The organism is Pseudomonas salicis (genome assembly GCF_057128705.1).
The window spans coordinates 324,228-348,224 of record NZ_JBSKHU010000006.1; the positions used below are offsets into that span (position 1 = coordinate 324,228).

Genomic DNA, 23,997 nt, shown 5'->3' on the forward strand with positions numbered 1-23,997 from the left:
AGACGGAGGTAATGAATGCGAGCAATCTGGCTGCCCACGCGGCTGGCGTTGGTGCTGTTGGCGGTCACGTCGAGTCAGGCGTGGGCCGAATCCTGTGTAGTCCACAGCCAGGCCGAGCGGCTTGACGTGAAAGTCTGTCAGGAAAATCTCACCATTCCGCCCGATCTGTTCCACGACGGCTTCTGCAAACCGCAGTTGAAGGATCAGAAAATCGAAGTGACCTACGCCGAACAGTGCCCGAGCGGGTCATTCGGCCAGTGCAGCAACGCGCAAGTCGCCAATATGCCTTATCGGCAGAACATTCACTATTACGGCGTGGCCAGCGACGCCGCGTTCCTCAAGCCGTTCTGCGAGGAGCAGAGCAAAGGGGTGTGGAAGGCGCAGTGAGCATCCAAACCATTTGATCTGACGAATGCACACAGTCCTGTGGGAGCGAATTCATTCGCGATGCGTAGGTACATTCGACAAATCTCTATCGAATGTACCGTCCTCTCGCGAATGAATTCGCTCCTACAGATGTTTCGGGTGTTCGGAGGCGCTACGCAGCCTCACCATGCCAATCACCAAACGGATCATCCAACTGCGCCCAGGCTTCAACACCGGCGGCCATTTCAATGTCGCTCAGCAGACAGGCATCGAGATCAGCGGTCAGCTGTGCGAAGTCGATGTTCTGGCCGATGAACACCAACTCCTGACGGCAATCTCCGGTCTGCGCCAGCCAGCTGCGCATGATGACCTCTGTGCTCTCCTCATCTTGCGGCCAGTGGGCCTTGGGCACGAAACGCCACCAGCGACCGGCGAAGCCATGGCGCATCAGCCCACCCGCCTGGGACCAGCTCCCCGCCTCCTGGTGCTTGTTCGCCAGCCAGAAGAACCCTTTGGAGCGCAGCAGTTTGCCGTTAGTCCATGGCTGGTTGATGAAGTCGAAGAAGCGTTGCGGATGAAACGGGCGACGCGCTCGGTAGGCTGTCGACGCGATACCGTACTCGTCGGTTTCCGGTGTGTGTTCGCCACGCAATTCCTTCAGCCAGCCCGGCGCCTGAGCTGCCCGCTCAAAGTCGAAACGGCCCGTATCCAGAATCTTGCCCAAGGGCACCGCGCCCATCACCATCGGCAAAATCTCGGCCTGGCTGTTGAGGCTTTTGAGGATGGCCATTAGCTCAAGGCGGTCGCTGGTGCTGATGAGATCAATCTTGCTGATCAGAATCACGTCGGCAAACTCGACCTGTTCGATCAGCAAATCGGTGATCGAGCGCTCGTCGTCTTCACCCATCGTTTCCCCGCGTGTATCCAGACTTTCGGCGGCCTGATAGTCCTGCAAGAAATTAAGGCCATCAACCACCGTTACCATGGTGTCGAGCCGCGCAATATCGGCGAGACTCTGCCCTGACTCATCGCGAAAGGTGAACGTCTCGGCCACCGGCAGCGGCTCGGAGATGCCCGTCGACTCGATCAGCAGATAATCGAAGCGCCCATCCTTGGCGAGCCGGCTGACTTCTTCCAGCAGGTCTTCACGCAGGGTGCAGCAGATGCAGCCGTTGCTCATTTCGACGAGTTTTTCTTCGGCGCGATTGAGGCTGACGTCGCGCTGGACTTCGCTACCGTCGATGTTGATTTCGCTCATGTCGTTGACGATCACGGCGACGCGCAGGTTCTCGCGGTTGCGCAGTACATGATTGAGCAGCGTGCTTTTACCGGCACCGAGAAAGCCGGACAGGACGGTTACGGGGAGGCGGTTCATGGAGGTCTCATCAGGTAGCAAGTTCAGGTGCTTTTTACGTTATAGTATAACAATACAAACCTGCTAACACTTTTTACAAGGTCCGCTCGATGGTCAGGGTTTCCAACGTTTTCGCCGGGTTTGCTCTGCTGCTAGGCATACAGGTGTGGGCTGCACCTCCGTCGCCGAGGCTGGACCGGGCGTTATGTACGCGCAGCGCAACGTTGCTGGCGTGCATCGACGCCTATAACAACCAGTACAGCGTGGCGATGTCGGGCACGACGATGTATTTGCGCGGGTACGAAAGCGTGGGCAATCGCACGTGGGCGCAAACCAACAGCCGTTATGGCTCGATGACGTTTTTCACGGGGTTGGCCTCGGATGGCGAGGCCTGGGTGGGGTACATCCAGAAAGTCGGCTGGACGACGATCAGCCGGGTGTCCAGCTCCAGCGGCAGCCGGAGCAAGATCACCTGTGATCGCGTGATGGGCTGTCGTTAAACGACCGCCTGTTCCGCCTTTTGCTCCTGCCGCCAAGCGATGAACGAGCCTGCAGGTGGGTTGGCCTCGAAGTATTGCTTCATCCCGGTGAACAGCCCATCCGCCACGGCCTGTTGGTGGCGCGCCGTCACCAGACGCTGGCTGTCGCGGCTGTTGGAGATAAAGCCGGTCTCGACCAGAATCGACGGCACGTCCGGCGATTTCAGCACCGCAAACCCGGCCTGCTCGACGCGTTTCTGATGCAGCGTGGTGACGCCCTCCAGACTGCCGAGCACGGTGTGACCCAGTTGCAGGCTCGCCGCAATGGTCGCGTTCATCGACATGTCGAGAATCACGCCCGCGAGCATCGGGTCCTTGTCTTTCAGGTTCAACAGGCTAGTCGCGCCAATCAAGTCCGCGCCATTCTCGCGCTGAGCCATGAAACGGGCCGTGGCCGAGGTCGCGCCGTTTTCAGACAACGCGAACACCGATGCACCTGAAGCCGTCAGCCTCGGTGCCGCATCGGCGTGCACCGAGATGAACATGTCAGCGTTGTATTTGCGAGCGATGTCTACGCGTTTGCGCAACGGGACGAAGAAGTCGTCGTTACGCACCAGACGCACGTCGAAGCCTTTCTCACGCTTCAACCGCTTAGCGAGCAGTTGCGCGATGGACAACACCACGTCTTTCTCGCGCTCACCCTTGGAGCCGACAGCGCCAGGGTCTTTACCACCATGACCGGCATCGACCACGACCATGATGTCGCGCTTCGGATGCGCTTTGTCCAGCACGGGTGGAGGCGGTTCCTTGACCAGCGCGGCGGGCGCAGCTGCCAGTTGCACCGGCACATGTGGCTTCAAATCGTTACCGAGATCGACCACCAACCGGTTGCCTTGCGCACCTTCTGGACCGAGCAGGAAGCTGTTGAGCTGCACGGGCGATGCGAGGTCTAGCACGATGCGCGTGTCGCCCTGTCCGAAATGGCCCGAACGAATCGCTTTGATCGGCGTGTTTTCCAGCGCCAGCTCAGGGAAGTTGCCTTCCAGACGCGCGCCGCTCACATCAATGATGATGCGTTCAGGGGCGCTGAGGGTGAAGGTCTTGTACTGCACCGGGCCACTGAGGTCGAAGACCAGTCGCAGCTTGTTATCGGAACGCCAGAGACGGGCGTTGCGAATCTGCGCGGCATTGGCAGCATTGACAGAGAAAGGGAGCGCGAAGGCGGCGCTGGCCAAAAGCATATTGAGCAGCATTTGACGTCGATGCATGACACGTTCCGAAAAAAGATGAGCATCCCAGCCCGGATAGAAACGACATTCTTCGTAACAATATAACATGCAGGTCATTCGGTGAAGATGAAGCTTTTTACAGAAATGCGCTGAGTTTTCCGCTTTAAAACAAGGGGTAACAGGCAAAAACTCATGTGAAACAACAAGATGTTCCACGTGGAACATGGACACGAATCTGGCGCTGAAAATAAAAACGCCCCGGTAAACGGGGCGTTCGGACGAACGGTCGTACTGCAGCGAGTTAAGTGCGCGGTTTGACCGTTCCGCAGTTCTGGCCCAGCCACACGGCTTTAGTGTCCATGCTGCCATTCTGCTGCTGGCCGGTGGCATTGAACGAGCCAATGACGTGGGTGGTGAACTGGCGATCACTCAAGAACTGCGCAGTGCCGGTGCCTTGGGCACGTGGGCAACTGAACTTGAATTTCCAGGTAGGCCCGTTGCGGTCAGTGATTTGCTGAGTGCAGCCGGTCTTGGGATCGGTCAGCGGAATCTGCTCGTTCTTCACCTGTTCGGGCGTCAGACACACCCGAACGCCTTGACCGCCCAAGGTAATCCCTTGTTTTGCCAGCATTTGTTCCATGGCCGCACGCTGTTCAGGGGCCATCATTTGCAGTTGGGCGAGCATGATTTGCATGTCCGGCATCTGCTGGCCATCGACCTGCATGTTGCTCGACGTCAGCTCCCACAAGCCGGGCTGAAGCACTTGCGCTTGAGCGAAGGGCGCAGCCAGACAAACCATCAACGCCAATACGCGCTTTTTCATGAATCTGTTTTCCTTTTTTGCCTGAAACAGTGTGATTGCGGCATGCCAGCGAGACCGAGCGAGGTCGCTAGACGATGACGCTTAGACGGCGAATCCGATAACCAGTTGCAGCCAGAATAAAATAGCGACAATCCCCGCCCGCTGTGGTCTGTTAGACACCTATACGCCTCGAACACAAGGTTGCGCATGGATTACCACAGCCCGTATTTCTTTGGCTATCTGCTTGGTTTTACTCACCTGCTCGGCATCGTAGCAGCGATTCACGCTCTGCTGACCGTGCGCACCGCACAAGGCTCGATTGCCTGGGCGATGCCGCTGATTTTCATCCCTTACATCACACTCATTCCTTATCTGGTCTTTGGCCGCAGCACCTTCGACGCCTACATCAAGGCGCGTCGTCAGGCCAACAACGAGATGCGCAATGCCATCGTCGATTTCAACTGGAAACCCTGGATCGAAGAAGCCGTCGCGGCACGGCGCTCGGATGCCTATGAGTCGCTGCGCGCCATGCCCAAGCTGGGACGGATGCCGTGCCTCGCCAACAACGAAGTGAAACTGCTGATCAACGGGGACGCCACGTTCACGGCCATTTTCGATGCGATACGGGCGGCGAAGCGCGTGGTGTTCGTGCAGTTTTTCATCATTCATGACGATGGGCTCGGGCGCCGATTGCAGTCGCTGCTGTTAGAGAAGGCCGCCGAGGGCGTCGAGATTTTCGTGTTGTACGACCGTATTGGCAGCCACTCGCTGCCCGCCAGCTACGTCGAAAAACTTCGGGCAGGCGGCGTACAAATCAAAGCCTTTGCCACGCGCGGCGGATGGCTCAATCGCTTTCAAGTCAACTTCCGCAACCACCGCAAGATCGTCGTGGTGGATGGCGTGAAGGGGTTTGTCGGCGGCCATAACGTCGGCGACGAATACATGGGCCTCAAGCCACCGCTGGCGCCGTGGCGAGACACGCACGTGTCCATCGTCGGCCCGGTGGTGGCGTGTTTGCAGGAATCGTTTGCCGAGGACTGGTTCTGGGCAACCCGCGAACTGCCGCCGCTGATCCTGCCGGAGAGCTACCCCGAAGACGGCGTGCTGTGCCAGTTCCTCGCCACCGGCCCGGCTGACTCGCAAGAGACCTGCTCGCTGTTCTTCGTGGAAGCCATTCATGCCGCAACCGAGCGCGTGTGGATCACCACGCCGTATTTCATCCCGGACGAAGCGGTATCGGCGGCCTTGCGGCTGGCGGTATTACGCGGGGTGGATGTGCGTTTGCTGCTGCCGTCGCGACCTGACCATTACACGGTCTACGCGGCGTCCAGCCTGTTCGCGTTCGAAGCGGTGCGCGCGGGCGTGCGGATGTTCCGCTACAAGCCGGGGTTCCTGCATCAGAAGGTGGTGCTGGTGGACAACGAGATTTCGGCGATCGGCAGCGCCAATCTGGACAACCGCTCGTTCCGCCTGAATTTCGAGCTGATGCTGCTGACCGTGGACGAGGAGTTTGCGCGGGAGGTGGAAGCCATGCTCAGCGACGATTTCGCCCAGGCCCATGAGATTTCCATTGAGGAAAGCAAAGAGACCCACCACTTACAGCAGCTGGGGATGCGCGTGGCGCGGTTGATCTCTCCGATTTTGTGATTTATTCGCGGAGGCTCACGCCCCGTGTGGGAGCGAATTCATTCGCGATTGGCCGTTACATCCGACGCACATCCATCGACTGTAAAACCGCTTCGCGAATGAATTCGCTCCTACAGGGGATCGCTGCGCTGTTAAGGGTAAAGATCGTCCCGCGTCAGCGGCAGGTCGTGGCTACCATCGGCTCGGGGCTTCACGGCCAGAATCTGATGCAGGTTGATCCACCCCTTCGAAAATGCATACGCGCAACCCGCCAGATACAGCCTGAAAATCCGCAAGGCCTGTTCCGGCACCATCGCCGCCGCTACGTCGAGCTTCTCTTCCAGACGGGCGCTCCAGTGATCGAGGGTTTTGGCGTAATGCAAGCGCAGACTTTCCACGTCCACCACTTCCAACCCCGCCTCGCTGATGAACCCGCTGATCATCGCCAAGTGCGGCAGCTCACCATTCGGGAACACGTAACGATCAATGAAATCTCCGGCGCCGCGCCCCACTGGACGGCCATCGGTGTGCTTGGCGGTGATGCCGTGGTTCATTACCAGACCGCCCTCCTTCACCGCGCCGAACAGACACTTGGCGTACAGCTCGAGGTTGGCGTGGCCCACGTGTTCGAACATGCCGACGCTGACGATCTTGTCGAAGCGGCCATCTTGCGGCAGGTCGCGATAATCCAGCAGTTGCAACTCAACCCGGTCTTCCAGACCTTCGGCTTTCACGCGCTCCCGCGCCAGCGCCAGTTGCTCGCGGCTCAGGGTGATGCCGAACACTTTCACACCGTACTCTCGGGCAGCGAAGCGGGCCAATCCGCCCCAGCCACAGCCCACGTCGAGCAAATATTCCCCAGGCTTCAGGCGCAGTTTCCGACACAGGTGATGGAATTTGTCCTGCTGCGCTTGCTCCAGCGTCTCGGTGCCGGTCTTGAAGTAGGCGCAGGAATAGACCATCTCCTTGTCCAGCCACAGCCGGTAGAAGTCGTTGGAAAGGTCGTAGTGGTAGGAGATCGACTTGGCGTCGGTTTCCTTGTCGTGCTCGGTGCGCACCGGGACGACATCGTCATCCTCGTCCACCAGCGCGGCCGTCAGCTCGTCGCAGACGCGCATGACTTCGCTGATCGAGCCTTCGAGCTCCAGACGGCCTTCAACGAAGGCGCTGCCCAGGAGGTCGAGACTTGGGTGAGTGAAATCGGACACCAGCGAGGGGTCCTTGACGACAATCGTGACGCTGGGGTCTGCCCCCAACTCGACTTCATTGCCATCCCAGAGCTTGAGTCGCAGTGGTAAGTGAAGCTTCTGTAACGCCGGTGGAAGTTGCGCGAGCATTGAGAAAACCCCCTGATCCAGAAACACGGAAAAGGGTAGTCCAAAACCGGTTCCAGAGCAGGAACCGTCAGGCTATCGGCTTTTATGAATGACAACGTGGAACCTACTGCCGGGTACTTCCATGCCCCCAGGTTTCGAGCCAATTTGAAGCCTGCAATGGAGCACCCTCTGCATGACTGATAGGTAATTTGTTACAGAGTTCTTCAAAGCTCAAGCGAATTTTTATACTTAGTGCAGGCGTCTAATCCGGCGCTCTCAGAGAGGGCGCCGAATCAAAGACTTACGACGGCATGTGAAATTTCGCGATGGGTTCGTGAAAGCGCAACAGGCGCCCTGCGTTGCCCAAAACCAGCAGCGTGCTGAGGTTATGCAGCACAGCGGCGATCATCGCGCCCGCCGCACCGAGGACGCCAAAGGCTGCCAGTGCGACAATCGCCAGCGTCCATCCCAGCCCGATAATCACGTTCACCTGCAGCGTGGAGCGACATTGGCGGCTCAGACGCACGCATGTGCCCAGACGACGCAAGTCACTGCCGATCAGCACGATGTCGGCAGACGCCAGCGCAATGTCCGCACCGCCCGCCCCCATCGCCACACCCACGACACCTGCCTTCAGTGCGAGGGAGTCGTTGATGCCATCGCCCACAACCATGGGCCGGAAGCCGCTCTTGATCTCGCCCATGACACGGTTGAGTTTGTCTTCCGGCAATGCCTGCGCGTGGATGTCGCTGATGCCGACTTCGGCACCGAGGATGTCCGCCACGCTCTGACGGTCGCCGGTCAGCAGCAACTGACGCCCCATGCCCAGCTCGCGCAGTTCGCTCAACGCCTGACGCGCTTCGGGCTTGAGGCTGTCGGCCAGCAGCAGCCAGGCCAGGAACACACCATTGACCGCCAGCCCCGCAATCGGACCGTCATGGTTGGGCACGGGCGAGGTCTCGATTCCCAGTTGCGCGAACAGCTCGGGGCGGCCCATCGCCGCTTCACCACGGCCTGTTTGTGCGATGACCCCCAGCCCCTGACGTTCGCGAATGTCTTCCAGCGCCAGCAAATGATCCTTTTCCACCAGCCCTGCCAGTGCGCGACTGACCGGGTGGCTGCTGGCGGAACCCAGGCTGGCCGCGAGCGTAATCACGTCATCGCCCGCGCCCTCCTCGGCCTGCACCGATTGCAAACGCAGGCTGCCGTAGGTCAGCGTGCCGGTCTTGTCGACCACCAGGGAGGTCAGGTCCGCGAGTTCTTCGAGAAACGCCGAGCTGCGAATCAGAATGCCGTGGCGGGCCGCGACCGCGATCCCGGCGATGGCCGTGGCAGGTGCCGACAACACCAGCGCACAAGGACACGCCGCCACCAGCACGGCGAGCATCGCCTGTGCGTTGTTGGTGATGAACCAGGTGACCGCCGCGATCAGCAACACCAGCACCATGTAGCTGCCCGCGTAGCGTTCCAGCAAACGCGTGATCGGCGGCTTCGAACGTTCGGCGTTCTGCATCAGCGCGATGACTTTGCCGAGCGTCGATTCGTTGCCGATGCGCGTCACTTCGATGCGCAGCAGACCGTCGAGGTTGATCGCACCGCCGAACACTTCCATGCCCGCACGCGCTTCGAGAGGCACTGATTCTCCCGTGATGGGCGCGGTGTCGAGACTGGCCTGACCCGAAATCACCAAACCGTCAGCAGGCACCCGATCACCGGCGCGCACTTCGACGCGATCACCCGCGACGAGAGAGCCGTTGTCCACTTCGCGAATCGTGCCATCGGCCCCGATCAAACGCGCATGGCTACGGGTGAGTTTGCCGAGGGCCTGAATCGCCTCTTGCGAGCCAATGACGCTGCGCTCTTCCAGCACGTGGCCGAAGATCATGATGATCGGCAGCAGCGCGGCGGTCATCAGGTCGCCCGTGGCCCAGGCACCGAGCATGGCCAGCGCGATGAGCTGATCGGTGATGCCGTGCAGGCTCGGGTAACGCAGGCTGTACCAACCGGCGCTGACCACGGGAATCGCCACCAGCAACGACGCCACGCCCAGCAGCAACTGGCTGACGCCGACCTGCTCGGGTGCGAAGAATCGCCAGACCAGCCCCAGCGCCAGTAAGCCCAGGGCGAGCATGGCTAATGTCAGCTGCCGCGCAGCGCTGCGCTGTTCGTTGCTGGTCAGCATGCTGCCGGGCGCGGGGGTGTCCGCGTGATGATGCTCGTGGTCGTGAGTGTGGTCGTGGTTATGTGCGGCGTCGGCACTCATTTGTCGGCTCCCTGAATGATCAGGCGTGAATCGTCATGGGGATCGACCGTCGTCACGGAACCGGCCTGCTTCAGAATGCCCGGCACGCGCTCGCGGTAGATCCGCAGCAGCAGACCCGGGTCGCTCTTGTTCTGGATCGATTGCGCCAGACCGGTGACGGCGGCGGTGTCGGTCTGGGCCTTGGCCAGTCGCTCGGACGCTTGGGCATGGGCGACCTGCAAGGTGCGGTCGGCCTGCTGATTGGCAGTCTGGTTTTGCTTCTCAGCGTCCGTGCGCGCATTGGCGACGGCCTGATCGGCTTGCTGGCTGGCGGTCAGCACGGCGTTGAAGGCGTTGACGGCGGCAGGCGGCAAGCTGGACTGGACGTCCACCCGCACCACTTCCACCCCCAGGCCAATGCCGGTGGCGGTCAGGTCTTCGAGGCGGGTGTTGATCCCTTGCACCAGATCGCCCCGCAGACGCTCACGGCGCTCGGCGGCCTGGCTGTCTGAGCCGATCAACTCGGGGCGCGCCACCAGAATCGTGTCCAGGTCCCGCGCTGCCGTCAGGCTGACCGCGCTGCGATTGACCAGACGATCCAGCGCAGGCAACACGTGCTCACCCTGCAACACGAACTCACGGGGGTCGGTGACCTTGTAGTACGCCGTCACATCCAGCTGTACGACACCGGCATCGCCCGTCAGCAGATAGCCCGAACCGGCCAGCGCGTCGCTCATCGGCGTCGCGAAGCTGGTGACCTTGTCAGCGGCCTGGGCCGTGGGCGAGCGCAGCAGCGTTTCCACGTGGCGTTCGATCACGCGGTCCGCTGACGGCAGCAGCACCACTTGCTCGAAAGGCTGCGGCCAGGCCAGCAAAAGACCGGCGTTCTGCACGCGATCCAGCTCACCAAAGCGGAAGACCACGGCGCGGTTTTGCGGATCAATCTGGCGCACGTTGGACACCGCCCAACCCAGTGCCGCCAGCAACGTCACGACATACAAGCCCATGAACGCCAACCGACTCGCTTGCAGCCAAGGGCTGTTCACCGCCGGGCGCTCGATCGGGGTCGAGTCCTGCTCACTCATGGCTGCGTTCCAGCTTTGCCATCCGGCTTGCCATCAAGGCTCGGCGGGCCGTCCACCAATACGCGGAACGGCGCGGCGTCTGTGCGCAGGATCAGCTTGGTGGTCGGGCCGACCACGGTGCCTAGGGTGTCCAGCGAGCGCAGCAGGTTGTACAGCTGCGGCGAGCTGGCGTAAGCGCGGCCGTAGATGAGAGCGGCTTCGACGCGGGATTGCGCTTCGATGTCGGCAGCTTTGACGGTGGCGTCCGCTTCGACGATGCGCGCATCGCGTTCCGCTGCCGAGCGAATCTGCGCGGCTTCACGCTTGCCGATGGCCGTGCGTTCGGTGGCGATGGTTTCACGTTCGGCGCGCATGCGGTCTACCGTAGCGTTGAGGGTCACTGATGGCAGTGTCAGACGCTCGACGCCCACTTGCAGGACGCGCACGCCATAGGTCGTGAGCAATTGCTTGTCGATCTGCTGGCGCAGTTGGTTTTCGAAGTCGCCGATGCGCACTTGGTTGGCGTCGGTGTTGATCAGGCTCGACAGGTCGAAGCTTGCCGCCGTGGTTTCCAGCGCCGAACCGACGAAGGTGCGGATCTGCCGCGCCGCTTCGTCCGGTTCGTTCTGCACCGCACGCATGAAGCGCTTCACGTTGTCAGGGTCGCCCTGCACCTGCCAGGCGACGTAGGCCTGCACGATGATGCGCAGGCCGTCGCGAGTGCCCACGTCCTGCAAGCCGCTGGAGGTGGTGCGCAGCCGCAGGTCCACTGGAATCGCCGCCTCGAATGGCGCGGGCCAGCGCCAGCTCAAACCCGGGTCGAGCAGCACGCGGGACGGGTTACCGAAACGGGTGATGACAGTGGCTTCGCCAGAACGCACCTGCACCAGGCTCGCGGCTGCCACGGCAAACGCGATCAACACCGCTGCCAGCCCGGCGCGACGCCACGGAAAACCCACCGGCCCCGACGCTTCGCCGTGGTGATGGTGGCCATGGTGATGGCCGTGACCGCCGTGGTCGTGACCTGAATGGTCGTGATGGTCGTGGGAATGAAACAGACTCAAGGGACGACTCCTTATTCAGCCATTGGCTGTTCAGCCGACTTTGGCGACGCCGCAGGGTCGACCGGGAGGGTGAAAGAACGCAGATCGATAGTGGGGGCGCTGGTGCCGCCCAGTCGATGATCCAGAACGAGCAATTTGGCGTGGGTCACGCCCAGGGTCAGTTGACTCAGGTACTGCTCCAGCAGAAACGCCTGACCGGCCTTGGCGTAGCCTTGTTGTTCGGCGCTGAAACGCAGGTCCGCGCTTTGCGCCGTGGCCATGACTTCGCGGGACGCGGCGGCGGCTTGATCGTGCGCTACGCTGGCGTGCAACTGCGCCAGGTTGGCCTGGTCGGCAGCGGCGCCTCGTTCGCGGGAAATGAGCGCTTGAGCGCTGATCTGCGCCGCTTGAACGGCGTGATACGCGTTGGCGGCACCGGCCGGCGGGTGAATCGATTCGACGACCGTCGCGAGGATTTCCACGCCGCTGTCGAGTTTCTTCAGGTCCCGCGCCACGGCAGTGCCAATGTCGGCGGCCAGATCAGTGCGCTGCTCGCCGAGCAATTCATCGAGGGTCCGCGAGGCGAAATCATGCACCAGCACGCGGCTGGCGGTGCTGCGAATCAGGCTCGGAATGTCGGCGCTGTTGTAGGTCGCGGCCATGGCGGCCTGATCGTCGAGACCGATGCGGTAGACGAAGCGCACGTCCATGTTGACGATCTGGAAGCTCTGCTTGTCGCCCGAGCCGCTGGCGATCACTTGGGATTTATCGTTGATATGGGTCGCGTCCCACAGCCGGTTCGCAACCGCGGGCGGCGGCCCTTCAGCCGGATCGCGCACCTGTTCCGCGTCGTTGTTTTTGGCGTTGGCGTCCTCGGAAACGCTGGTCGCCAACTCGTGCACGACGCCATTCTCTACCGGCCGCACGGTCCCGAACGGCCATGGCAGCCCGGCGTGCAGGCCCGGTCCCATGACTTCGACGGGCTTACCGAAACGCTCATAAATGCCTCGCCCCTGCATCGGAATTTCGTGCACGCCGCTCAGGGCCCAACCCAACGCGACGATCACGGCCATGACGGGCAAGAAGGCGCGACGCATGTAGGTAAACGCCCAGATCTGCCGCAGGTCGATGCCGAAGCGGTTGTGCAATTCGTTCTGCAGCGCAGTCAGCGGACGCGGCGGCCAGCGCAGGAGACCAGCAGCGAAACTGCTCGCGACCAGGCGCGGCTCAAGCCGGTCGTTGCGCGGGCTGAAAACCGACAGCAGTGCGCGGATCAGCAATTCGAGCGCCACCAGCCCCGGCAGCAGGCCGACCAACACCGCCAGACGCGCAGGCCAGACCCGCTCAACCGACGAAAAGAACAGACAAAGCGCCGCGATCAGCAACGTGCCAATGGCCATGCGCGTGATCTGCGCCAGTTGTTCGGCTTCAGGCCACGACGCTTCGGATTCGTTGCTGAACTGGCGCTCCAGCACCAACAGACCAAAGCCGATCAGCAGCAACAGACCACCGACCACGCTGCCGGTCAGGCCGACATTGGTACCGATTAGTGCGAGGTTCCAGACCAACGAAATGCTGATCAGCGCCAACAGTGACCAGCCCGCGAGCCAGAACACCGACGCCCCGATCTGACCGACCATCGAGGTTCCGGCCCCGCCGATGCGACCGAGCATGCGGTCGTACCAGCCCTGCTCGTCGGCGACGACGTCTTCGTCCGCCACCACCGCCACGTCGTCCGGCGCGATGACACGGGCGCGCCACAAGGCCACCACCTGCGCCGACTGCATGGCCGACGCCAGCACCAGCAGGCTCGCGGCGCTGTTGGTCAGCACGGCAGTCCATAGGGAATTGGGGGAAAACAGGTCAACGAACAGCGAAAGCACCAGGCCGATCACGCCCATGGTGCCCAGCACGTAGGTCAATCGCGACAGGCGCCGAGCATGAAAGCTCGCGCGCTGAAACCTCGGCAGACTTGCAGGCGTTGCACCTTCAACATCCAGATCAACCCGCATCGACACTCCACACCTTGCTGAACGCTGTAGTCATTACCCTGCCTGTCCACGTCGTGGGATACGCATCCCGAAACACAGTTTAACGGGGCGTTACGATATAACAGAAGTCGTGAAATTTTCGTCTGATCAACACGTCGGAAGATGACGAATTATTCACTCAGACAGCCAGCAGACAGGTTAGCCCGCAAAGGGCGCCCCCACGACGTCATTTTCTGCGCGCGGGCCTTGCATCGGCGTGCGCCACAGCGTCAGATACCTCCTACAAAATTCCTCTAAAAATACACACCGCTGATCCACCCTTTCCGATCCGCTCGACACGAGTGGCCGCTTGAAAGGTCAGCGCTGGAGCCTGTTCGATGCGTCAATTGCCTTCGTTGAACACCTTGCGCATCTTCGAAGAGGTCGCTCGGCACCGCAGTTTTAACAAGGCGGCGGAATCGCTGAACGTGACCCAAGGCGCCATCAGCCGGCAGATCAAGCAGCTCGAAGATTACCTGGGCATCACGCTGTTCATTCGCACGCCGCGAGGCCTGTCGCTCACCGAGTCGGGCGCCGCACTGTCGCCGAATCTGGCCCAGGCGTTCGATCACATCGAACGTTCGCTGCAAGCCGTGCGCGTACCGAACCTGCGCCAACGCCTGCGCATTCTCGCTCCGCCGACGTGGGCCACGCGCTGGCTGTCGGCGCAATTGCGCACCTTCGTGCAGCGTTATCCGGACATCAGCCTGAGCATCACCAACCAGGCGAATCACGACGGATATGCGGAAGTGGACTGTCACATCCGCTTCGGACTGGAGGCGGACACCCACTGTCATAGCCAATTGCTGGTCATGGAGCGGCATATCGCGGTGGCGAGTCCCGAGTTATTCGACAACGGCGAAGCGCCGGACCTGCGGCGTTTTCCGCTGCTGCACATTCTCCACGAAGGCAAGCGCCTGAAGGTGTGGGAGAACTGGCTGAGCGCGGTAGGAAGAATCGATGTCGATGCGACGCAAGGGCTGGAATTCAGTACGCTGGATCAGGTGATCAACACCGCGCTGTCAGGGGGCGGACTGGCGGTGATCGACCGGCAGATGATCGAGCGCGAGCTGGCCAATGGCAGCCTGCTGCCGATCACCCCCGTCGAGGTAATCGGCCCTTACGGCTATTGGCTCGACATCCCAAATGACAAGTTCGGGCTGTCCAAGGTGCAGCTGTTTACCGAGTGGTTGAGTTTGGTGAGTAATCCCTGATCCAGCCCCAAACGCCCCCAAAGCAGGATTTTGTTGAAAGACACTGGCGCTGGCCAAAAATCGAGCTAATTTCAAAGACACCCTTCAAGCGTTCCTTTGGTCGTCAAGCATTCTTGGGCAACGGTAACTGTCTACGTCAAACGAATGCACGTGAGTGCAATCGGTCGTATTGACGCTACTGCTCACTGCTGGGTCGGCACAAAGGAATGCGCATGATGCTTGATAACTCTCTATCCATTCGGATTCTGGTTTTTGCCGCGACAATCGGCACCCTCGCAGGGTGCGCCCGAAACCTTCAGCAAAACGAAGGCGCGGTGCAAATGGGTCACTCTGTCGATGGCAGCCATGTCACCAGCCTTTTCCTGGTTCCGTCCAAGCCAGATTCCCATTCAATAACGAAAGGTGAAGCCATCTCGGTGAAGCTGATTTCGGCTTACATTTGCGACTTCAGGGAAAGCCGTCGATCCGGCGACTGGTTTTCCCACACCAACAAGGGCGCCGTTCCCTGCCCTGGCGGGGATGGAAATGTCTCGATACTGGGGAGTTCGCAAAATACGCCGGGAGAAATAGCCATTCTCGCCAATGCCGGTGAACGCAGCCCAACCACCGGGCTTACATTCAACCCCACAGAGATGGAGCGCAATGGCAGGGTCGTGTATTACAACGAAGACATTCGTGAAAGTGGCCAACTTATCAACGCGCTCAATATCCCAGTGTATGGGCCTAAAACATTCGAAGGGGGTGCCTTTTTTATCGACCTCGCGATCATGGAACTCGACAACGATGAAAACGAGCAGGGCCGCCAGTTGCTTCAGCAGTTGGCAAAAATCGGGAGTGCCGCCTACGCGCCCGGCACCCCGGTCATCAATCTCCTCAACTCCCTGGGCGGGGCGTTGCTGAGCGCCAATGGGGATGATGTAGAACTGCGTTATCAGATGGAGTTTGACCCGGTATATACCGGGCACACCAAGGCTGACACCGGCGCGGTGGTTGCCTTGAATACGAGTCGTGCTCCGTTGCAGGAAGGTTATTACGCAATCGTCAGGATGGAACGGCGAGACACTCTGCCCGATTTTGCATTCATGGCAATAACTGAACAGACACATAATCCTTACCTGAGTGATATGAGCGGAAAGTTATTTAAAGGTGGGTCATGGCTATTACTGAGGGTTGCCAGGGAAGACCACGCGCAGGCGACAGTCCAAGACAACGCGACCAGGCTCAGCGCAGTGTTGGACCCCATCGGTAAAACCGATGAAGTCCACGCCAAAGAAATTGACGCAGTCTTGAAAGCAGTGGAAGGCGTGCACAAAACGGCGGCAACCAAATAGGGACACATCACACCTGGGTCGACTACGTCATTTGAGTCGAGTGTAAGAAGGCATCGTGAATGTGGCCGAACTCGACCACCTGACGCAGGGCGAATCATGAATAAAAATCACCCTTATCACCCCATTATTTATATCCGCGGCTTCGCAGCAACGGCAGATGAGATAGAAGAGACGGTTGCTGACCCTTATATGGGCTTCAATATCGGCTCTTCCAAATCGCGCCAACTGTGGAATGGCAAGGTACAGAAGTTTTTCTTTGAATCGCCTATGGTCCGCCTCAAAGATGAAGTCGTCTGGCTAAACCAGAGTGACCAGAAAAGCGACCGTCGCTACGACGATATTTATGTCGATGGCCAAGACCTGACCGAGCCTGACTCCAAAGATCCGACACGACCGTTACTGCCCAACATTGCCCTGCCTTATCAGTCGATCATCATCTTTCGCTACTACGATGAAGCCTCCGAAACCTTCGGAACAGGCGATACTCCGCCCATCGAGCATTTTGCCCAGAACCTCAGTAATCTGATCCTGCGAGTCCGCGAACTGGTATGCCGCCAAGGTACAGATCCCATCACCGGCGAGCCCTTGGATAACCAGGTCAGCAAAGAGGACTTCCGCTGTTATCTGGTCGCACATTCAATGGGTGGATTGGTAGCCCGCGCTTTTCTACAAAACCCGGCTTTGGGTCATCCAGACGCTCGCAATGCCGTCCACAAGCTGTTTACCTACGCCACGCCGCACAATGGCATTGATCTGAGAGTCGTACGTAATGTGCCCGCGTGGGCCACGTTCGGCGATGCCAATAACTTCAACCGCCAACGCATGGCAGGATACTTCGATATCCCTGCGACAGAACCTGATGTCTCCCTGCTGACGCTCTTCCCGGCGGAGCGGGTATTCAATCTGGTCGGTACCAATCCGAGCGATTACACGGTCATGAAAGGCATGAGTGCCTGGGCGGTCGGCGACGCCAGCGACGGCCTGGTCCGAATCGAAAACGCCACCACCTTCACCCGTGAAAACGGTCAGATCGTGCATTCTCCAGCGGCCTTCGCCCACCGGAGCCACTCTGGCCATTACGGCATCGTCAATTCCGAGGAGGGCTATCAAAACCTGACTCGCTTCTTGTTCGGAAGCCTGCGCATCGACGGCATACTGGATATCGACGAACTGACCCTGCCTGCTGACGTACAGGCTGAGAAAGATGCTGGCAAAGAGGTCAGGGCCTCTTATCAATTTGAGATTGTCGCCAGTGTTCGCGGGAGTCAGTGGCAGATACATCGGCGGGTTGTCAGGGAAAACTCTGCGATTCACAGGCTCTTTGACGACCTGTTCCCGACTCAAGCGGGTGCCCCGCCCTCTCCAAGCAGAAAGGCCAGCCCTCATCTGTTCTCGATTTTCTTGGATGAAACGAAGAGCGTCAGCAAGATGAAGTCCGTCGCCTTCGCTTTTGACCTCGCCGTATTGGTACCCGACTACAGCGTGGACCGTGTGTTCTGGAAAGATCAGCACTATGAAGGTAGCTATATCTACCGAGAGCTGATTCTGGTGGAGGCCATACCTGATCCAGCGGAGCCGTCGGGCTATGCCATTTTTAGCGGCCTGCAAAGCGAGACCCCCAACCAGGCGACGAACAAGGTTGTCACCCGTGACCTGCCAGACCTCACTGGGGTGAGCTTCGACATACCGGTGAAGACCCCCAATGGCGTGCGACCCGGCATCGATGCAACGTTGCGTATAGAAGTCCGGCTGTGGAATAGGGATGACCACTAGGGAGTAAGACCATGAGAACGATAGCCCGCATGGTTGCAGCCATTACCTTTGGGCAGGCCAGCCTGACAAAACCGCGGACCTGATTGGCCTGTACAAAAGTTGTAAAGAGTATGAGCAACAAAAGCCGAAGGCCCGATACCGCATTTGAAAGGCTGCAGCGAGAGGGTCGCTTGTTCAAACAGGACGCTGTTATTTCTCCTCCAACCCAGATGATTCAGCACTAGCCAAGTACAGGTAACAAGGCCCTCTCAATACGCGTTGCTCTGTATGGCAGAGCAACGCTTATTCCGCAGTAAAACCGCGTCAGGCCCGAGAGGTCAGCGAAGGCTCGATGACGGGCGCAACATCGCCCTCCTTCACCGTACACGCCTGATTCAACGTCAACGCTTTGGTTTCCGGCGCCCACGCCCAGGAGATAATCGCCCCCAGCGCCAGAATTGCCGCGAGAATGCCCATGGTCGGGCTCAAGCCAATACCGGCCACGCTCACCGGCAACAGGAACGTGCTAATCGCCGACCCCAGCCGACTGACCGCCGTGGCCAAACCAATCCCGCTGGCGCGCACTTCGGTCGGGAAGCTTTCTGCCGGGAACACGCCCACCAAGTTGCTCACCGCCGACAGCACCACCGTGAACAACGCAAACGCCAGCACCATCAGCAGCGTCGAGGCGCTTGGCAGCACCGCCAACACAAACAACGCGATCGCCAGAATGATGAACGAGTTGATCAGGAACCCCCGGCGGGTGAATTTCACCGTGCACCAGATGCCGATCAAGGCGCCTGCAATCAACAACATGTTCAGCATCAGCTCCGTGCCGAAGCCTTCCGCCAGGCCCATCTTCTGCAGAATCGACGGCAGGAAGGTGTAGATGGCGAAATACGGCATTACGATGCAGACGAAGAACAGGCAGTTGAACAGCGTGCGCGTGCGGTACTCGGGGCTGAACAGAATCGCGTAACCCGAACGACGGTCGCTGGAGCGCTCTTCGTCCATGACTACGTGGTCGCCCAAGTGCTTTTTGACGATGGCGCGCGCTTCGGCGACGCGGCCCTGATTGATCAGCCAGCGAGGCGATTCGGGGGTGCCGATGCGCGCGATCAGGATCAACGCCGCCGGAATGGCCGAGGACGACAACATCCAGCGCCAGGCATCGTCGCCCAGCGAAAGCATGGCCGTGCCGACGAAGGTCGCCGCCACATAACCGAAGGTCCAGATCACGCTGAACGAACCCAGCAGCACGCCGCGATGTTTCTTCGGCGAGAACTCGGCGAGCATGGCGTGGCCAACGCTGAAGTCGCCGCCCAGACCGATGCCGATCAGCACCCGACACAGGAACAGCTGCATCGCGGTTTCGGCGTAAAACTGCAACACCGACGCCGCCGTGATCAGCACGAAGCTGACGAGGAAGATTTTCTGTCGGCCCAGCCGATCGGAAATCCATCCGAAGAACAGACTGCCGAGAAACAGGCCGATCAGCGCCGACGCCCCGATCAGGCCCTGCCAGAACGCATCCAGGTGCAGCTGCGGGCTGAGCAAGGTAAACGCGATGCCGATCAGGCCAAGAATGTAGCCATCGGTGAAGTGCGCACCGAACGTCAGGCCTGCAATCTTGATGTGAAATTTACCGATGGGCAGATCATCGATTTGTACCGGTTGAACAGACATGTTTGCCTCCAGTTATTGTTATTGACGGAGAAGCGAAACCAGAATTTTCCCGCTGGCTACCCAGCCGGCGGGATTCGACTGTAGGAGTGAGCTTGCTCGCGATGGCGGAGGGTCAATCACCACCTCAGCGAAAGACAAACCTATCGCGAGCAAGCTCACGCCTACAGAAAGGGGTAGCGAGACGGGTGCGTTCCCGCGCAGAGCGTGGGAACGATCGGCGTCTAGAGCCCACCCATCAGCAGGTATTTGATTTCCAGATAGTCTTCCAGACCGTACCGCGATCCTTCGCGCCCCAGACCCGACTCCTTGATGCCGCCGAACGGCGCGACTTCCGTGGAGATGATCCCTTCGTTGATGCCTACCATCCCTGCTTCCAGCCCTTCGGCCACTCGCCACACACGCCCAATGTCGCGGCTGTAGAAGTACGCCGACAGGCCAAACGGCGTGTCGTTGGCGCGGCGCAGCACTTCAGCTTCGTCCTTGAAGCGGAAACACGCGGCGACCGGGCCGAAGGTCTCTTCCTGAGCGATCAGCATCTGATCGTTCACTTCAGTAATCACGGTCGGCTCGAAGAACGTGCCGCCCAGCGCGTGACGCTGACCGCCACACAACAGCTTGCCGCCCTTCTCCAGCGCATCGCCGACGTGTTGCTCGACCTTGCCCAGTGCGACGTTGTTGATCAGTGGACCTTGCTCGGTTTCGCCTTCCAGGGCGTTGCCCACGCGCATCAAAGCCACGGCTTCGGCCAGCTTGCGGGTGAAGTCTTCGTACACGGCGTCTTGAATGAAGAAGCGGTTCACGCAGACGCAGGTCTGCCCGGTGTTGCGGAATTTCGAGGCCATGGCGCCTTTGACGGCGGCATCCAGATCGGCGTCGTCAAAGACGATGAACGGCGCGTTGCCGCCCAGTTCCAGCGAGACTTTTTTCAGCGTGTCGGCGGCCTGACGCATCAGCAATTTGCCGACGCGGGTCGAGCCGGTGAACGACAGTTTGCGCACCACAGACGACGCTTGCAGCGCGCCGCCAATGGCCACCGCATCGCCCGACACGACGTTGAACACGCCCGCTGGAATGCCTGCCTGTTCGGCCAGCACGGCCAGCGCGAACGCACACAGCGGGGTTTCCTCGGACGGCTTGAGAATCATCGTGCAGCCCGCCGCCAGCGCCGGGCCGACTTTGCGGGTGACCATCGCCAGCGGGAAGTTCCACGGTGTGATCGCCGCGACCACGCCGATGGCTTCCTTGGTGACGACGATGCGCGCATCGGCCTTGTGGCTCGGAATCACGTCGCCGTAGGCGCGCTTAGCTTCCTCACCAAACCACTCCAGAAAGCTTGCGGCGTAGACGACCTCACCCATCGCTTCAGCAAACGGCTTGCCTTGCTCGCGGCTGAGCAGCGTCGCCAACTCACGCTGATTGCTCAGCATGAGTTCGCTCCAGCGCTTGAGCTTCACGCTGCGTTCCTTCGCAGTCAGCTTGCGCCAGGCGGGCAGTGCGCGTTCAGCCGCGTCAATGGCGTGATTGGTTTCCTCGGTCCCGCCCTTCTGCACCTGAGCGATCAGCTCGCCGGTGGCGGGGTTGGAGACGGGGTACGTCGGGCCGCCCGTCGTCCATTGACCGTCGATGTAATGCCCGTTGCGGATCAGCGCGCTCATGCCACGGCCTCGGTCAGGCTGAAGACTTCAGTAGCAGGCCGTGCGCTGCGCAGGATGCGTTTGCCAGCGGTGTAATCGTTGATCACGTCGCACGGCGTGTAATTGCGCTCCAATTCGTACAGCTCATCGGCATCGAGCCTGGTTTCTAACGCGGCCAGGGCGCTGTCGAACTGAGCCGTGGTGTCTGCGCCGACCAGCATGCAGTCGACGCCCGGATGGTTGGCGACCCACGCCTGGGCGATCTGCGCGTTGGACACGCCACGACGCTGGGCCACGCGCTGCACCGAATGGGCGATCTGGAACGAGGCTTCGTCGCTGTACATCTGTTGCGTGAAAAAGTCGGTCTGGTTGCGGGTGGATTGCACGTCGCCGGTCAACAAACCACGCGCCAGCGGGCTGAACACGGAAACGCCCAGGCCCTGATCGCGGCAGAACGGAATCATCTCGCGCTCTTCTTCGCGGTAGGCGCAGTTCAGCTGCAGCTGCATGTTGATGGGCTTGACCCAGCCGTTGCGTTCGCAGGCCATGAGGATCTTCGCCAACTGGCCGGTGAGCATGGTCGAGACGCCGATATAGCGCGCCTTGCCGGAACGCACGATGTCGTTCATCGCGCTCATGGTTTCTTCGACGGGGGTGTTCACGTCGAAGTAATGCAGCATGAAGACGTCGACGTAATCCATGCCCAGACGGCTCAGGGAAGCATCGATGCTATCCATGATGTGTTTGCGCGAATGACCGCTGGCGTTCTTGCCAGAGCGGGTGCCGTAGCCGACCTTGGTAGTGATCACCAGATCCTCGCGGCGGGCCAGGCGCTTGACGATGCGGCCCACCACTTCTTCGCCAACGCCTGCGGAATAGAAGTCCGCCAGATCAATGAAGTTGACGCCGTTTTCCAGCGCGTGACGCACGATCGGCTCGCTTTTCTTCTCGTCGAAGATCCACGGTTTCCAGTCAGGGGTGCCCATGTTCATGGTGCCCAGGCACAGCCGCGAAACTTCGAGACCCGAATTTCCCAAACGAATGTATTGCATGGCGCGGACCTCAGGCTTTTGGCGTGTAGAACGGGTTGCTGATGCGGTTGACCACATCGGCCAGTTGCGAACGCTCAGGCTTGCCGGTCAGGGCTGCACGAATCGCGTTGCGGCAGGCGTTGTAGTTGTTCAGGTAGACGGCATCCAGATCGTCACAGGCCGGGTTGACCCAGTTGGCGGTGACGATGGCCCACTCGTCTTCGGCTTCGGCAGGCAAGGTGCCGTCGAGCAGCGCTTCGGTGACGGCCTTGGCGATACCGGCCTGAGACGCGCCCCAGGTGGCGTTGCCGTGCAGGTCGCTGCCGATGGCGGCTTTGTTCACATAAAGCGTCATCGGTTTGACCGGGATGTTCGGCTGAGCGATGACCATGAACGGGCAGTGGCCCTGGCTTGGCGAGGCGAGGCTGTTGGCGAAGGCTTGTCCCGCAGGGCCGTTGCGCGGGCCGATCATGATGTTGATGTGGGCGGCGTTGACGCCTGGGCCTTCGAAGCCTTCACCGATGTACAGGTCGAGTTTTTTCATGGGGTGTTCTCCGGAACGGAAAAATGCGGGTGATCAGAACCGCACGCGGATGCCGGGCATCGCGTGGCGAATGGAGGAAGTCGGAGAGCGCCGCATGGGGCTGGACGGAATCGGGGCGTGCAGAGAAGTCATATCGCAAGCGCTCTTTGTTGTTGTAGGTGAGCTGTGATGCGATTTGTATCACCGGATATTTCGGGGCCAGTAACCATAAAAACTCATGGGGGTATGAGTGCAGGTCATACCCGAACTTATCTATGTAGGAGTGAGCTTGCTCGCGATAGCGGTCTCTCGTTCACTGAACGGGTGTCTGGATAAACGCATCGCGAGCAAGCTCACTCCTACAGAGGTCGTGGCAATCTTCAGACTTCAGCACAACCTCAAACTTGCACTATGCTCCCAGAAAGTTATCCACAGGGGAGCGGCCCGCGATCATGCTGACCACACTCAAGACTTGGCTGCTCAAAATCCTGCATCCGGTGGCCAGGGTTCTGTTCGATGACGGCGTGCGCGCTATTCACGTAACGTCATGCGCGGGGCTCATTTCGGTGGCCGTCGGGATGCTGGTGGCCGCGTTTGCCGCGTACCCGCCAATCTTCCTGTTGATTCCGATCTGGATGCTGATTCGGATGCTGTTCAACGCGGTGGAAACGTTGCTGGTGACAGAGTTCGGACAACACTCCAGATTCGGCACCTGCGCCCGCGAGTTGAGCCGAGTTGTCGCTGAAACCGCTCTATTTCTGCCGTTTGCAGTGATTCCCAAGGTCAGCCTGTTGCTGGTGCTGACGGTCACGCTGCTGGCGATTTTCAGCGAATTCGCCGGTTTGCTCGGGCCGTTGATCAAGGCGTCTCGTCGGCGGGACGGTCCCTTGAAAAGCCACGTGCGCATGCTGTGTTTTGGTCTGTTTGGCGTAGGCATCGCCTCGGAGCGCGTCCTCACAGCGCCGATTAACGTCATCATGGCGGTGATGGCCATTCTGCTGCTGGTGACCCTCGTCAGACGCATTCGGGGCGCAGTGGCTGAAGTGACAAAGCCTGCCACCACCCCTAACGCCAAGGTTTATGCACAAGATTGAAGAAAGTGTTTCAACAGCTTTACACACAGACTGCCAACACGTTATCCACAGGTCTCATTCCGTGCACCTTTTCTTGTAGGAGACCGGATTTCGACGGCAGCGAAATTAATCATCCGGGCAAAAACCGTTTCAGCCTTGTAAAGCCCTGGCCTTGACCTCACCTCACTCCTGAGTCGATATT

General features: G+C 60.0%; 19 protein-coding genes. 7 read left to right on the forward strand and 12 right to left on the reverse strand.

Features of this window, described 5'->3' with window-relative positions:
• The first annotated feature begins 15 nt into the window (after positions 1–15).
• Complete coding sequence (locus ACWKWE_RS22945) at positions 16–387, forward strand: NADH:ubiquinone oxidoreductase (RefSeq protein ID WP_483851784.1); 372 nt, start codon at positions 16–18, stop codon at positions 385–387.
• A 151-nt stretch (positions 388–538) separates the two neighbouring features.
• On the opposite strand, the gene zigA is transcribed toward ACWKWE_RS22945, so the two are convergent.
• Complete coding sequence (gene zigA, locus ACWKWE_RS22950; RefSeq protein WP_483851785.1) at positions 539–1,741, reverse strand: zinc metallochaperone GTPase ZigA; 1,203 nt, start codon at positions 1,739–1,741, stop codon at positions 539–541.
• A gap of 89 nt (positions 1,742–1,830) precedes the next feature.
• Here zigA and ACWKWE_RS22955 point away from each other — a divergent pair, with 89 nt between their 5' ends.
• A complete protein-coding gene (locus ACWKWE_RS22955; protein ID WP_483851786.1) occupies positions 1,831–2,220 on the forward strand; it encodes a glutamine synthetase in 390 nt (129 codons plus the stop codon).
• Here ACWKWE_RS22955 and ACWKWE_RS22960 read toward each other — a convergent pair.
• Positions 2,217–3,467, reverse strand: coding sequence for an N-acetylmuramoyl-L-alanine amidase (locus tag ACWKWE_RS22960; RefSeq protein ID WP_166593979.1), 1,251 nt, complete (start codon positions 3,465–3,467; stop codon positions 2,217–2,219). The genes ACWKWE_RS22955 and ACWKWE_RS22960 overlap by 4 nt on opposite strands.
• A gap of 262 nt (positions 3,468–3,729) precedes the next feature.
• Positions 3,730–4,251, reverse strand: coding sequence for a DUF3617 domain-containing protein (locus tag ACWKWE_RS22965; RefSeq protein WP_166593978.1), 522 nt, complete (start codon positions 4,249–4,251; stop codon positions 3,730–3,732).
• A 186-nt stretch (positions 4,252–4,437) separates the two neighbouring features.
• On the opposite strand from ACWKWE_RS22965, the gene cls reads away from it, so the two are divergent.
• Positions 4,438–5,877, forward strand: coding sequence for a cardiolipin synthase (cls, locus tag ACWKWE_RS22970; RefSeq protein WP_166593977.1), 1,440 nt, complete (start codon positions 4,438–4,440; stop codon positions 5,875–5,877).
• Between the two features lie 131 nt (positions 5,878–6,008).
• Here the strand turns inward: cls and cfaB are convergent, their stop codons facing one another.
• The 5 genes from cfaB to hflK (ACWKWE_RS22995) all read right to left on the reverse strand — a co-directional run bounded on the left by cfaB (position 6,009) and on the right by hflK (ACWKWE_RS22995) (position 13,533).
• Positions 6,009–7,193, reverse strand: coding sequence for a C17 cyclopropane fatty acid synthase CfaB (cfaB, locus tag ACWKWE_RS22975; protein WP_166593976.1), 1,185 nt, complete (start codon positions 7,191–7,193; stop codon positions 6,009–6,011).
• Positions 7,194–7,473: 280 nt separating this feature from the next.
• Entirely contained in the window at positions 7,474–9,435 is a 1,962-nt protein-coding gene (locus ACWKWE_RS22980) for a cation-translocating P-type ATPase (protein ID WP_483851787.1), read from the reverse strand.
• Positions 9,432–10,499, reverse strand: coding sequence for a protease modulator HflK (hflK, locus tag ACWKWE_RS22985; protein WP_166593974.1), 1,068 nt, complete (start codon positions 10,497–10,499; stop codon positions 9,432–9,434). The genes ACWKWE_RS22980 and hflK (ACWKWE_RS22985) overlap by 4 nt, the downstream gene beginning before the upstream one ends.
• A complete protein-coding gene (hflC, locus tag ACWKWE_RS22990; protein ID WP_483851788.1) occupies positions 10,496–11,542 on the reverse strand; it encodes a protease modulator HflC in 1,047 nt (348 codons plus the stop codon). The genes hflK (ACWKWE_RS22985) and hflC overlap by 4 nt, the downstream gene beginning before the upstream one ends.
• Positions 11,543–11,553: 11 nt before the next feature.
• Positions 11,554–13,533, reverse strand: a complete 1,980-nt coding sequence (hflK, locus tag ACWKWE_RS22995) for a protease modulator HflK (RefSeq protein WP_483851789.1) — start codon at positions 13,531–13,533, stop codon at positions 11,554–11,556.
• Between the two features lie 356 nt (positions 13,534–13,889).
• Here hflK (ACWKWE_RS22995) and ACWKWE_RS23000 point away from each other — a divergent pair, with 356 nt between their 5' ends.
• From ACWKWE_RS23000 to ACWKWE_RS23010, 3 genes are all read left to right on the forward strand, one after another.
• Positions 13,890–14,765, forward strand: coding sequence for a LysR substrate-binding domain-containing protein (locus ACWKWE_RS23000; RefSeq protein WP_483851790.1), 876 nt, complete (start codon positions 13,890–13,892; stop codon positions 14,763–14,765).
• A gap of 212 nt (positions 14,766–14,977) precedes the next feature.
• Positions 14,978–16,096, forward strand: a complete 1,119-nt coding sequence (locus tag ACWKWE_RS23005; protein ID WP_483851791.1) for a hypothetical protein — start codon at positions 14,978–14,980, stop codon at positions 16,094–16,096.
• Positions 16,097–16,192: 96 nt separating this feature from the next.
• Positions 16,193–17,869: an esterase/lipase family protein gene (locus ACWKWE_RS23010; RefSeq protein WP_483851792.1), complete on the forward strand. Its 1,677-nt coding sequence runs from the start codon at positions 16,193–16,195 to the stop codon at positions 17,867–17,869.
• Between the two features lie 303 nt (positions 17,870–18,172).
• Here the strand turns inward: ACWKWE_RS23010 and ACWKWE_RS23015 are convergent, their stop codons facing one another.
• The 4 genes from ACWKWE_RS23015 to fae all read right to left on the reverse strand — a co-directional run bounded on the left by ACWKWE_RS23015 (position 18,173) and on the right by fae (position 22,743).
• Positions 18,173–19,534, reverse strand: coding sequence for an MFS transporter (locus ACWKWE_RS23015; RefSeq protein WP_483851793.1), 1,362 nt, complete (start codon positions 19,532–19,534; stop codon positions 18,173–18,175).
• 221 nt (positions 19,535–19,755) lie between these two features.
• The gene (locus tag ACWKWE_RS23020) at positions 19,756–21,189 is read right to left on the reverse strand and encodes an NAD-dependent succinate-semialdehyde dehydrogenase (RefSeq protein WP_483851794.1); all 1,434 of its coding nucleotides are present in this window, start codon (positions 21,187–21,189) and stop codon (positions 19,756–19,758) included.
• The gene (locus ACWKWE_RS23025) at positions 21,186–22,220 is read right to left on the reverse strand and encodes an aldo/keto reductase (protein WP_483851795.1); all 1,035 of its coding nucleotides are present in this window, start codon (positions 22,218–22,220) and stop codon (positions 21,186–21,188) included. Before ACWKWE_RS23025 ends, ACWKWE_RS23020 begins: the two co-directional genes overlap by 4 nt.
• Positions 22,221–22,230: 10 nt before the next feature.
• Positions 22,231–22,743 (reverse strand): formaldehyde-activating enzyme, encoded by a 513-nt coding sequence (gene fae / locus ACWKWE_RS23030; protein ID WP_341960992.1) that lies wholly within the window; start codon positions 22,741–22,743, stop codon positions 22,231–22,233.
• Positions 22,744–23,174: 431 nt separating this feature from the next.
• On the opposite strand from fae, the gene ACWKWE_RS23035 reads away from it, so the two are divergent.
• Entirely contained in the window at positions 23,175–23,816 is a 642-nt protein-coding gene (locus ACWKWE_RS23035) for a CDP-alcohol phosphatidyltransferase family protein (RefSeq protein ID WP_483851796.1), read from the forward strand.
• Positions 23,817–23,997 lie beyond the last annotated feature (181 nt).

Coding starts and splice junctions, on each gene's coding strand:
- ACWKWE_RS22945 (WP_483851784.1), top strand. CDS start 16: ATGCGAGCAATCTGGCTGCCCACGCGGCTGGCGTTGGTGCTGTTGGCG.
- zigA (WP_483851785.1), bottom strand. CDS start 1,741: ATGAACCGCCTCCCCGTAACCGTCCTGTCCGGCTTTCTCGGTGCCGGT.
- ACWKWE_RS22955 (WP_483851786.1), top strand. CDS start 1,831: ATGGTCAGGGTTTCCAACGTTTTCGCCGGGTTTGCTCTGCTGCTAGGC.
- ACWKWE_RS22960 (WP_166593979.1), bottom strand. CDS start 3,467: ATGCATCGACGTCAAATGCTGCTCAATATGCTTTTGGCCAGCGCCGCC.
- ACWKWE_RS22965 (WP_166593978.1), bottom strand. CDS start 4,251: ATGAAAAAGCGCGTATTGGCGTTGATGGTTTGTCTGGCTGCGCCCTTC.
- cls (WP_166593977.1), top strand. CDS start 4,438: ATGGATTACCACAGCCCGTATTTCTTTGGCTATCTGCTTGGTTTTACT.
- cfaB (WP_166593976.1), bottom strand. CDS start 7,193: ATGCTCGCGCAACTTCCACCGGCGTTACAGAAGCTTCACTTACCACTG.
- ACWKWE_RS22980 (WP_483851787.1), bottom strand. CDS start 9,435: ATGAGTGCCGACGCCGCACATAACCACGACCACACTCACGACCACGAG.
- hflK (WP_166593974.1), bottom strand. CDS start 10,499: ATGAGTGAGCAGGACTCGACCCCGATCGAGCGCCCGGCGGTGAACAGC.
- hflK (WP_483851789.1), bottom strand. CDS start 13,533: ATGCGGGTTGATCTGGATGTTGAAGGTGCAACGCCTGCAAGTCTGCCG.
- ACWKWE_RS23000 (WP_483851790.1), top strand. CDS start 13,890: ATGCGTCAATTGCCTTCGTTGAACACCTTGCGCATCTTCGAAGAGGTC.
- ACWKWE_RS23005 (WP_483851791.1), top strand. CDS start 14,978: ATGATGCTTGATAACTCTCTATCCATTCGGATTCTGGTTTTTGCCGCG.
- ACWKWE_RS23010 (WP_483851792.1), top strand. CDS start 16,193: ATGAATAAAAATCACCCTTATCACCCCATTATTTATATCCGCGGCTTC.
- ACWKWE_RS23015 (WP_483851793.1), bottom strand. CDS start 19,534: ATGTCTGTTCAACCGGTACAAATCGATGATCTGCCCATCGGTAAATTT.
- ACWKWE_RS23020 (WP_483851794.1), bottom strand. CDS start 21,189: ATGAGCGCGCTGATCCGCAACGGGCATTACATCGACGGTCAATGGACG.
- ACWKWE_RS23025 (WP_483851795.1), bottom strand. CDS start 22,220: ATGCAATACATTCGTTTGGGAAATTCGGGTCTCGAAGTTTCGCGGCTG.
- fae (WP_341960992.1), bottom strand. CDS start 22,743: ATGAAAAAACTCGACCTGTACATCGGTGAAGGCTTCGAAGGCCCAGGC.
- ACWKWE_RS23035 (WP_483851796.1), top strand. CDS start 23,175: ATGCTGACCACACTCAAGACTTGGCTGCTCAAAATCCTGCATCCGGTG.